Here is a 9,171-nt window from a genome sequence, read left to right on the forward strand (position 1 = left end):
GTCTCATGCAGAACCAAAGAATCCGTATCCGCCTGAAAGCGTTTGATCATCGTCTTATCGATCAATCAACCGCGGAAATCGTCGAGACTGCTAAGCGCACTGGTGCGCAAGTCCGTGGTCCGATCCCGCTGCCAACTCGCAAAGAGCGCTTTACCGTTCTGATCTCTCCGCACGTTAACAAAGACGCGCGTGATCAGTACGAAATTCGCACTCACAAGCGTCTGGTTGACATCGTTGAGCCAACCGAGAAAACCGTTGATGCTCTGATGCGTCTGGATCTGGCTGCTGGTGTAGACGTGCAGATCAGCCTGGGTTAATCAGGTCATTGAGCGATTGAGAGGTTGAAACAATGATTGGTTTAGTCGGTAAGAAATTGGGTATGACTCGTATCTTCACTGAAGATGGCGTTTCTATCCCAGTAACCGTGATTGAAATTGAAGCGAACCGCGTGACTCAGGTCAAAGACCTGGCTAACGACGGGTACCGTGCTGTGCAGGTTACTACCGGTAGCAAAAAAGCTAACCGCGTAACCAAGCCGGAAGCGGGCCATTTCGCTAAAGCTGGCGTTGAAGCTGGCCGTGGTCTGTGGGAATTCCGCACTGCTGAAGGTGAAGAATTTACTGCAGGTCAAAACATCAGCGTAGAAATCTTCGCTGAAGTTAAAAAAGTCGATGTTACCGGTACTTCTAAAGGTAAAGGTTTTGCTGGCACTGTAAAGCGCTGGAACTTCCGTACCCAAGACGCTACCCACGGTAACTCCTTGTCTCACCGCGTTCCGGGTTCTATCGGTCAGAACCAGACTCCGGGCAAAGTGTTCAAAGGCAAGAAAATGGCTGGCCACCTGGGTGACGAGCGTGTAACCGTTCAAAGCCTGGACGTAGTACGTGTTGACGCTGAGCGCAACCTGCTGCTGGTTAAGGGTGCTGTACCGGGCGCAACCGGTGGCAACCTGATCGTTAAACCAGCTGTGAAGGCGTAAGGGGATAGCAATGGAATTAGTATTGAAAGACGCGCAAAGCGCGCTGACTGTTTCCGAAACTACCTTCGGTCGTGACTTTAACGAAGCGCTGGTACACCAGGTTGTTGTTGCTTATGCAGCAGGTGCCCGTCAAGGTACTCGTGCTCAGAAGACCCGTGCTGAAGTAACTGGTTCCGGTAAAAAACCGTGGCGCCAGAAAGGTACCGGCCGTGCGCGTTCAGGTTCTGTAAAGAGCCCGATCTGGCGTTCAGGTGGCGTGACCTTTGCTGCGAAGCCTCAGGACCACAGTCAGAAAGTAAACAAAAAGATGTACCGCGGCGCGCTGAAAAGCATCCTGTCCGAACTGGTACGTCAAGATCGTCTGATCATTGTCGAGAAGTTCTCTGTAGAAGCGCCTAAAACTAAGCTGCTGGCACAGAAACTGAAAGATATGGCTCTGGAAGATGTGCTGATCGTAACCGGCGAACTGGATGAGAATCTGTTCCTGGCTGCTCGTAACCTGTACAAGGTTGACGTGCGCGATGTAGCAGGTATCGACCCGGTTAGCCTGATCGCCTTCGACAAAGTGGTTATGACTGCTGATGCTGTGAAGCAAGTTGAGGAGATGCTGGCATGATCCGTGAAGAACGTCTGCTGAAAGTGCTGCGTGCACCGCACGTATCTGAAAAAGCATCCGCTGCGATGGAAAAAACTAACACCATCGTTCTCAAAGTTGCCAAAGACGCGACCAAAGCAGAAATTAAAGCTGCAGTGCAGAAACTGTTTGAAGTCGAAGTCGAAGACGTTAACACCCTGGTAGTTAAAGGGAAAGTGAAGCGTCACGGTCAGCGTGTTGGTCGTCGTAGCGACTGGAAAAAAGCTTACGTCACCCTGAAAGAAGGCCAGAATCTGGACTTCATCGGCGGCGCAGAGTAAGTCGGAGGAGTAAGAACAATGGCAATTGTTAAATGTAAACCTACATCTCCGGGTCGTCGCCACGTTGTTAAAGTGGTTAACCCTGAGCTGCACAAGGGTAAACCTCATGCCCCGCTGCTTGAGAAACTGAGCAAAAGCGGTGGCCGTAACAACAATGGCCGTATCACCACCCGTCATATCGGTGGTGGCCACAAGCAACATTATCGTCTGGTTGACTTCAAACGCAACAAAGACGGTGTGGCTGCAGTGGTTGAGCGTCTGGAGTACGATCCGAACCGTTCCGCGAACATCGCGCTGGTTCTGTACAAAGACGGCGAACGCCGTTATATCCTGGCGCCGAAAGGTCTGAAAGCTGGTGACCAGATCCAATCTGGCGTTGATGCTGCAATCAAGGTAGGTAACGCCCTGCCAATGCGCAACATCCCAGTGGGTTCAACGGTTCATAACGTAGAAATGAAACCAGGTAAAGGCGGTCAAATCGCTCGCTCTGCTGGTGCCTACGTTCAGATCGTTGCACGTGATGGTTCCTACGTAACTCTGCGTCTGCGCTCAGGCGAAATGCGTAAAGTTCCAGTTGATTGCCGCGCCACCTTGGGTGAAGTCGGTAACGCTGAACATATGCTTCGCGTTCTGGGTAAAGCAGGTGCTGCACGTTGGCGTGGTATTCGTCCTACCGTTCGCGGTACGGCGATGAACCCGGTAGATCACCCGCACGGTGGTGGTGAGGGTAAAAACTTTGGTAAACACCCAGTAACACCTTGGGGCGTTCAGACCAAAGGTAAGAAAACCCGCAGCAACAAGCGTACTGATAAGTTCATCGTACGTCGCCGTAGCAAAAAATAATTAGAGGATAAGCCATGCCACGTTCTCTCAAGAAAGGTCCTTTTATTGACCTGCACTTGCTGAAGAAGGTAGAGAAAGCGGTGGAAAGCGGTGACAAGAAGCCTTTGCGCACTTGGTCCCGTCGTTCAACGATCTTTCCTAACATGATCGGTTTGACCATCGCTGTCCATAATGGTCGTCAGCACGTACCAGTGTTCGTTTCCGATGAAATGGTCGGTCACAAACTGGGTGAATTCGCGCCGACTCGCACTTATCGCGGCCATGCGGCTGATAAAAAAGCTAAAAAGCGCTAAGGTAGGAGGAAGAGATGGAAACTATCGCTAAACATCGCCACGCTCGTTCTTCTGCACAGAAGGTCCGCCTTGTTGCAGACCTGATCCGCGGTAAGAAAGTGTCGCAAGCTCTGGAAACTCTGGCCTACACCAACAAGAAAGCTGCTGGTCTGGTTAAGAAAGTGCTGGAGTCTGCCATTGCTAACGCAGAACACAACGATGGCGCTGACATCGATGATCTGAAAGTCACGAAAATCTTCGTAGACGAAGGCCCAAGCATGAAGCGCATTATGCCGCGTGCAAAAGGTCGTGCAGATCGCATCCTGAAGCGCACCAGCCACATTACTGTGGTTGTGTCCGATCGCTGAGACTCTGGAGACTAGCAATGGGTCAGAAAGTACATCCTAATGGTATTCGCCTGGGTATTGTCAAACCTTGGAACTCTACTTGGTATGCGAATACCAAAGAGTTCGCTGACAACCTGGACAGCGACTTTAAAGTTCGTCAATTCCTGATTAAGGAACTGGCGAAAGCTTCCGTTTCTCGCATCGTTATCGAGCGTCCTGCGAAGAGCATCCGTGTGACTATTCACACTGCTCGTCCAGGCATCGTTATCGGCAAGAAAGGTGAAGATGTCGAAAAACTGCGTAAGGTCGTAGCGAACATCGCTGGCGTTCCTGCGCAAATTAACATCGCCGAAGTCCGTAAACCGGAACTTGACGCTAAATTGGTTGCTGACAGCATCACTTCACAGTTGGAACGTCGCGTTATGTTCCGTCGTGCTATGAAGCGTGCTGTACAGAACGCAATGCGTCTTGGCGCTAAAGGTATCAAAGTTGAAGTAAGCGGCCGCCTTGGCGGTGCTGAAATCGCGCGTACCGAATGGTACCGTGAAGGTCGTGTTCCGTTGCATACACTGCGTGCGGATATCGATTACAACACATCTGAAGCGCACACCACTTACGGTGTAATCGGCGTTAAGGTATGGATCTTCAAAGGTGAGATCCTGGGTGGTATGGCTGCAGTTGAACAACCGGAACCGGCTGCTCAACCTAAAAAGCAGCAGCGTAAAGGCCGCAAGTAAGGAGAGTCGCTGATGTTACAACCAAAGCGTACAAAATTCCGTAAGATGCACAAAGGCCGCAACCGTGGTCTGGCGCAGGGTACGGATGTTAGCTTCGGCACTTTCGGTCTGAAAGCTGTTGGCCGTGGCCGTCTGACTGCTCGTCAAATCGAAGCAGCTCGTCGTGCAATGACTCGTGCAGTTAAGCGTCAAGGTAAAATTTGGATCCGTGTATTCCCGGACAAACCAATTACCGAGAAGCCGCTCGAAGTGCGTATGGGTAAAGGTAAGGGTAACGTGGAATATTGGGTTGCCCTGATCCAACCTGGGAAAGTCCTGTACGAAATGGACGGTGTACCAGAAGAGGTCGCCCGTGAGGCATTCAAGCTGGCTGCAGCTAAATTGCCGATCAAAACCACCTTTGTAACTAAGACGGTGATGTAATGAAAGCACAAGAGCTGCGTGAAAAAAGCGTTGAAGAGCTGAACACTGAGCTGCTCAACCTGCTGCGTGAGCAATTTAACTTGCGCATGCAGGCGGCAAGTGGCCAGCTGCAACAAACTCACCTGTTGAAACAAGTGCGTCGTAATGTCGCACGCGTTAAGACTTTACTGACTGAAAAGGCGGGTGTGTAAATGACTGATATTAACCGTACTCTGCAGGGTCGTGTTATTAGTGACAAAATGGAGAAATCCATGGTTGTTGCTATCGAGCGCACGGTGAAGCACCCGATCTACGGGAAATTCATCAAGCGTACGACCAAGCTGCACGTACATGACGAGAACAACGAATGTGGTATCGGTGACGTGGTAGAAATCCGCGAATGCCGTCCACTGTCTAAGACTAAGTCTTGGACGTTGGTTCGCGTTGTAGAGAAAGCGATTCTGTAATAGAGTAGCTGGCTCTAACTTATAAACGGCTCAGAAAATGAGCCGTTTATTTTTTCTACCCATACTCTGGAAGCGGTGTTATAATGCTGCGCCCTTGGTTATGGGGCTTTTCAACGATCTAGTAATAGGTCCTAAAGTTGTAGTTGACATTAGCGGAGCACTAACATGATCCAAGAACAGACTATGCTGACCGTGGCCGACAACTCCGGTGCACGTCGCGTAATGTGTATCAAGGTTCTAGGTGGCTCGCACCGTCGCTACGCAGGCATTGGCGATGTCATCAAAATTACCATCAAGGAAGCAATTCCTCGCGGTAAGGTGAAGAAAGGCGATGTGCTGAAGGCGGTAGTGGTGCGCACCAAGAAGGGTGTACGTCGCCCGGACGGTTCTGTCATTCGCTTCGATGGTAATGCATGCGTTATTTTAAACAATAACAGCGAGCAACCTATCGGTACGCGTATTTTTGGGCCGGTAACTCGTGAACTGCGTAATGAGAAGTTCATGAAAATTATCTCTCTGGCACCAGAAGTACTCTAAGGAGCGAAACATGGCAGCGAAAATCCGTCGTGATGACGAAATTATCGTGCTTACCGGGAAAGACAAAGGTAAACGCGGTAAAGTAAAAAATGTCCTGTCTGCTGGTAAGGTCATTGTTGAAGGTATCAACCTGGTTAAGAAACATCAGAAGCCGGTTCCGGCCCTGAACCAACCAGGTGGCATTGTTGAAAAAGAAGCTGCAATTCAGGTTTCTAACATTGCTCTCTTCAACGCGGCTACCGGTAAGGCTGACCGTGTAGGCTTTAGATTCGAAGACGGGAAAAAAGTCCGTTTCTTCAAATCTAACAGCGAAACTATCAAGTAATTTGGAGTAATACGATGGCGAAACTGCATGATTACTACAAAGACGAGGTAGTCAAACAACTGATGTCTCAGTTTGATTACAACTCTGTCATGCAAGTCCCTCGGGTCGAGAAGATCACCCTGAATATGGGTGTTGGTGAAGCGATCGCTGACAAGAAACTGCTGGATAATGCAGCAGCGGATCTGGCAGCAATCTCCGGTCAAAAGCCGTTCATCACCAAAGCACGCAAATCTGTTGCAGGCTTCAAAATCCGCCAGGGCTATCCGATCGGCTGTAAAGTAACTCTGCGTGGCGAGCGCATGTGGGAGTTCTTTGAGCGACTGATTTCCATTGCTGTTCCACGTATCCGTGACTTCCGTGGCTTGTCCGCTAAGTCATTCGATGGCCGTGGTAACTACAGCATGGGTGTGCGTGAGCAAATCATCTTCCCAGAAATCGACTACGACAAAGTCGATCGCGTTCGTGGCTTGGATATTACCATTACCACTACTGCGAAATCTGATGATGAAGGCCGCGCGCTGTTGGCTGCTTTTAACTTCCCGTTCCGTAAGTAAGGCAGGGTTACTGATGGCTAAGCAATCAATGAAAGCACGCGAAGTCGTTCGCGTGAAACTGGCTGAAAAGTACCGCGCTAAACGCGAGGAACTGAAGGCTATCATTTCTGGTGTGAACTCTTCCGACGAAGATCGTTGGGATGCTGTTCTCAAGCTGCAAACTCTGCCGCGTGATTCCAGCCCGTCTCGTCAGCGTAAACGCTGCCGCCAAACTGGCCGTCCACATGGTTATGTGGGCAAATTCGGGTTGAGCCGTATCAAGTTACGTGAAGCCGCTATGCGCGGTGAAGTACCAGGCTTGAAAAAGGCTAGCTGGTAATTACCAATTGAATCACGGGAGTAAAGACAGATGAGCATGCAAGATCCGATCGCGGATATGCTGACCCGTATCCGTAACGGTCAAGCCGCGAACAAAGTTGCGGTCACCATGCCTTCCTCCAAGCTGAAAGTGGCAATTGCCAACCTGCTGAAGGAAGAAGGTTTTATTGAAGATTTCAAAATCGAAGGCGACACCAAGCCTGTTCTGGAACTGGTACTGAAGTACTTCCAGGGTAAGGCAGTGGTAGAAAGCATTCAACGAATCAGCCGTCCTGGTCTGCGCATCTACAAGAAAAAAGATGCACTGCCAAAAGTTATGGCTGGTTTGGGTATTGCTGTTATTTCTACCTCTAAAGGTGTTATGACCGATCGTGCAGCTCGCCAAGCAGGTCTTGGTGGCGAGATTATCTGCTACGTAGCTTAATTCGGGAGGAAAGAATGTCTCGTGTTGCAAAAGCACCCGTCGTCATTCCTGCCGGCGTAGAGGTAAAACTCAACGGTCAGGTTATTTCGATTAAGGGTAAGAACGGCGAGCTGACTCGTACTGTCCACAACGCCGTTGAAGTGAAGCAAGAAGCTAACGCACTGACTTTCGCCCCGCGCGAAGGTTTTGCTAATGCATGGGCCCAAGCGGGTACTACGCGCGCTCTGTTGAACGCAATGGTTGTTGGTGTTACCGAAGGCTTCACCAAGAAGCTTCAACTGGTAGGTGTTGGTTATCGTGCTGCTGTTAAAGGCAACGTGGTGAATTTAGCCTTAGGCTTCTCTCACCCGGTCGATCACCAGCTGCCAGCAGGTATTACTGCTGAATGCCCAAGCCAAACTGAAATCGTGCTGAAAGGCGCTGATAAACAAGTTATTGGCCAGGTTGCTGCAGATCTGCGTGCCTACCGCCGTCCTGAGCCTTATAAAGGCAAGGGTGTCCGTTACGCCGACGAAGTCGTGCGTACCAAAGAGGCTAAGAAGAAGTAAGGTAACACTATGGATAAGAAATCTGCTCGTATCCGTCGTGCGACCCGCGCACGCCGTAAGATCAAAGAACTGGGTGCAACCCGCCTGGTGGTACATCGTACCCCGCGTCACATTTACGCACAGGTAATTGCTCCAAATGGTTCTGAAGTACTGGTAGCCGCTTCTACTGTAGAAAAAGCTATCACAGAGCAATTGAAGTATTCCGGCAACAAAGACGCAGCAGCAGCCGTAGGTAAAGCTCTGGCTGAGCGCGCGTTGGAAAAAGGGATCTCTAAAGTATCCTTTGACCGTTCCGGTTTCCAATATCATGGTCGAGTCCAGGCACTGGCAGATGCTGCCCGTGAAGCTGGCCTTCAGTTCTAAGGAAGAGGTTTAAGATGGCTCACATCGAAAAACAAGCTGGCGAACTGCAGGAAAAGCTGATCGCGGTAAACCGCGTATCTAAAACCGTAAAAGGTGGCCGTATTTTCAGCTTTACCGCACTGACAGTAGTTGGTGATGGTAACGGTCGCGTTGGTTTTGGCTACGGCAAAGCACGCGAAGTTCCGGCAGCGATCCAGAAAGCGATGGAAAAAGCCCGTCGCGCTATGATTAATGTTGCTTTGAATAGCGGTACTCTGCAGCACCCTGTTAAAGGTGCTCACACGGGTTCTCGCGTGTTCATGCAACCAGCTTCCGAAGGTACCGGTATTATCGCCGGTGGTGCAATGCGCGCCGTCCTGGAAGTTGCAGGGGTTCATAACGTATTAGCTAAAGCATATGGTTCTACTAACCCGATCAACGTGGTTCGTGCAACTATTGCTGCTTTGGAAGATATGAAATCCCCAGAAATGGTCGCTGCTAAGCGTGGTAAGTCCGTCGAAGAAATTCTAGGGAAATAACCATGGCAAAGACTATTAAAGTAACTCAAACAAAAAGCAGCATCGGCCGTTTGCCAAAGCACAAGGCAACCTTGCTCGGTTTAGGTCTGCGTCGTATTGGTCATACTGTAGAGCGTGAGGATACTCCTGCTGTACGTGGTATGGTCAACTTGGTTTCCTACATGGTTAAGGTTGAGGAGTAACAGATGCGTTTAAATACTCTGTCTCCGGCTGAAGGTGCCAAGCATGCGCCTAAGCGTGTAGGTCGTGGTATTGGTTCTGGCCTGGGTAAAACCGCTGGTCGTGGTCACAAAGGTCAGAACTCACGTTCTGGCGGTGGCGTACGTCGTGGTTTTGAAGGTGGTCAGATGCCTTTATATCGTCGTTTGCCGAAATTCGGCTTCACCTCTCGCAAAGCTATGATCACGGCAGAAGTTCGTCTGTCTGAACTGGCTCTTGTTGAAGGCGACGTAATCGACCTGAACACGCTGAAAGCCGCTAACGTTGTTGGTGTCCAGATCGAGTTCGCGAAAGTTATGCTTTCTGGCGAAATCGCTCGTCCGGTTACCCTGCGTGGTCTGCGTGTCACCAAAGGCGCTCGTGCTGCTATCGAAGCTGCTGGCGGTAAAATTGAGGAATAAGT

The 9,171-nt window shown here is 50.3% G+C and carries 21 protein-coding genes; all 21 read left to right on the plus strand.

Features of this window, described 5'->3' with window-relative positions; translation table 11 throughout:
* Positions 1–5 precede the first annotated feature (5 nt).
* The 21 genes from rpsJ to rplO all read left to right on the plus strand — a co-directional run bounded on the left by rpsJ (position 6) and on the right by rplO (position 9,169).
* A complete protein-coding gene (rpsJ, locus tag OCH02_RS16915) occupies positions 6–317 on the plus strand; it encodes a 30S ribosomal protein S10 (protein WP_001181005.1) in 312 nt (103 codons plus the stop codon).
* Positions 318–349: 32 nt separating this feature from the next.
* Positions 350–979 (plus strand): 50S ribosomal protein L3, encoded by a 630-nt coding sequence (rplC, locus tag OCH02_RS16920; RefSeq protein WP_012147224.1) that lies wholly within the window; start codon positions 350–352, stop codon positions 977–979.
* A gap of 10 nt (positions 980–989) precedes the next feature.
* On the plus strand, positions 990–1,595 hold the full coding sequence (gene rplD, locus OCH02_RS16925) for a 50S ribosomal protein L4 (protein ID WP_012147223.1): 606 nt from the start codon (positions 990–992) through the stop codon (positions 1,593–1,595).
* On the plus strand, positions 1,592–1,894 hold the full coding sequence (gene rplW / locus OCH02_RS16930) for a 50S ribosomal protein L23 (RefSeq protein WP_012147222.1): 303 nt from the start codon (positions 1,592–1,594) through the stop codon (positions 1,892–1,894). Before rplD ends, rplW begins: the two co-directional genes overlap by 4 nt.
* An 18-nt stretch (positions 1,895–1,912) precedes the next feature.
* The gene (gene rplB / locus OCH02_RS16935) at positions 1,913–2,737 is read left to right on the plus strand and encodes a 50S ribosomal protein L2 (RefSeq protein WP_012147221.1); all 825 of its coding nucleotides are present in this window, start codon (positions 1,913–1,915) and stop codon (positions 2,735–2,737) included.
* A 14-nt stretch (positions 2,738–2,751) separates the two neighbouring features.
* Positions 2,752–3,030, plus strand: a complete 279-nt coding sequence (rpsS, locus tag OCH02_RS16940) for a 30S ribosomal protein S19 (RefSeq protein WP_004929772.1) — start codon at positions 2,752–2,754, stop codon at positions 3,028–3,030.
* A 14-nt stretch (positions 3,031–3,044) separates the two neighbouring features.
* On the plus strand, positions 3,045–3,377 hold the full coding sequence (rplV, locus tag OCH02_RS16945) for a 50S ribosomal protein L22 (protein WP_004391423.1): 333 nt from the start codon (positions 3,045–3,047) through the stop codon (positions 3,375–3,377).
* Positions 3,378–3,394: 17 nt separating this feature from the next.
* Entirely contained in the window at positions 3,395–4,093 is a 699-nt protein-coding gene (gene rpsC / locus OCH02_RS16950) for a 30S ribosomal protein S3 (RefSeq protein ID WP_012147220.1), read from the plus strand.
* 12 nt (positions 4,094–4,105) lie between these two features.
* Positions 4,106–4,516 (plus strand): 50S ribosomal protein L16, encoded by a 411-nt coding sequence (rplP, locus tag OCH02_RS16955; RefSeq protein ID WP_004951171.1) that lies wholly within the window; start codon positions 4,106–4,108, stop codon positions 4,514–4,516.
* Positions 4,516–4,707, plus strand: a complete 192-nt coding sequence (gene rpmC / locus OCH02_RS16960; RefSeq protein ID WP_004951169.1) for a 50S ribosomal protein L29 — start codon at positions 4,516–4,518, stop codon at positions 4,705–4,707. The genes rplP and rpmC overlap by 1 nt, the downstream gene beginning before the upstream one ends.
* A complete protein-coding gene (rpsQ, locus tag OCH02_RS16965) occupies positions 4,708–4,962 on the plus strand; it encodes a 30S ribosomal protein S17 (RefSeq protein ID WP_012147219.1) in 255 nt (84 codons plus the stop codon). It begins immediately after the preceding gene.
* A gap of 165 nt (positions 4,963–5,127) precedes the next feature.
* Positions 5,128–5,499, plus strand: a complete 372-nt coding sequence (gene rplN, locus OCH02_RS16970; RefSeq protein WP_004951161.1) for a 50S ribosomal protein L14 — start codon at positions 5,128–5,130, stop codon at positions 5,497–5,499.
* A gap of 10 nt (positions 5,500–5,509) precedes the next feature.
* On the plus strand, positions 5,510–5,824 hold the full coding sequence (gene rplX, locus OCH02_RS16975) for a 50S ribosomal protein L24 (RefSeq protein ID WP_004951158.1): 315 nt from the start codon (positions 5,510–5,512) through the stop codon (positions 5,822–5,824).
* A 14-nt stretch (positions 5,825–5,838) separates the two neighbouring features.
* The gene (gene rplE / locus OCH02_RS16980) at positions 5,839–6,378 is read left to right on the plus strand and encodes a 50S ribosomal protein L5 (RefSeq protein ID WP_004951155.1); all 540 of its coding nucleotides are present in this window, start codon (positions 5,839–5,841) and stop codon (positions 6,376–6,378) included.
* A gap of 13 nt (positions 6,379–6,391) precedes the next feature.
* Positions 6,392–6,697 (plus strand): 30S ribosomal protein S14, encoded by a 306-nt coding sequence (rpsN, locus tag OCH02_RS16985; protein ID WP_012147218.1) that lies wholly within the window; start codon positions 6,392–6,394, stop codon positions 6,695–6,697.
* 30 nt (positions 6,698–6,727) lie between these two features.
* Positions 6,728–7,120 carry a 30S ribosomal protein S8 gene (rpsH, locus tag OCH02_RS16990; protein WP_004951149.1) on the plus strand — a complete coding sequence of 131 codons (393 nt, stop codon included), beginning with the start codon at positions 6,728–6,730 and terminating at the stop codon, positions 7,118–7,120.
* A gap of 14 nt (positions 7,121–7,134) precedes the next feature.
* On the plus strand, positions 7,135–7,668 hold the full coding sequence (gene rplF / locus OCH02_RS16995; protein WP_012147217.1) for a 50S ribosomal protein L6: 534 nt from the start codon (positions 7,135–7,137) through the stop codon (positions 7,666–7,668).
* 9 nt (positions 7,669–7,677) lie between these two features.
* The gene (gene rplR, locus OCH02_RS17000) at positions 7,678–8,031 is read left to right on the plus strand and encodes a 50S ribosomal protein L18 (RefSeq protein ID WP_037425856.1); all 354 of its coding nucleotides are present in this window, start codon (positions 7,678–7,680) and stop codon (positions 8,029–8,031) included.
* Between the two features lie 14 nt (positions 8,032–8,045).
* Positions 8,046–8,549 carry a 30S ribosomal protein S5 gene (rpsE, locus tag OCH02_RS17005; RefSeq protein ID WP_004951140.1) on the plus strand — a complete coding sequence of 168 codons (504 nt, stop codon included), beginning with the start codon at positions 8,046–8,048 and terminating at the stop codon, positions 8,547–8,549.
* A gap of 2 nt (positions 8,550–8,551) precedes the next feature.
* The gene (gene rpmD, locus OCH02_RS17010; RefSeq protein ID WP_012147215.1) at positions 8,552–8,731 is read left to right on the plus strand and encodes a 50S ribosomal protein L30; all 180 of its coding nucleotides are present in this window, start codon (positions 8,552–8,554) and stop codon (positions 8,729–8,731) included.
* 3 nt (positions 8,732–8,734) lie between these two features.
* Entirely contained in the window at positions 8,735–9,169 is a 435-nt protein-coding gene (gene rplO, locus OCH02_RS17015) for a 50S ribosomal protein L15 (protein ID WP_012147214.1), read from the plus strand.
* The last annotated feature ends 2 nt before the right edge of the window (positions 9,170–9,171 follow it).

Source organism: Serratia quinivorans, from assembly GCF_946227985.1.
Lineage (GTDB): Bacteria > Pseudomonadota > Gammaproteobacteria > Enterobacterales > Enterobacteriaceae > Serratia > Serratia quinivorans_A.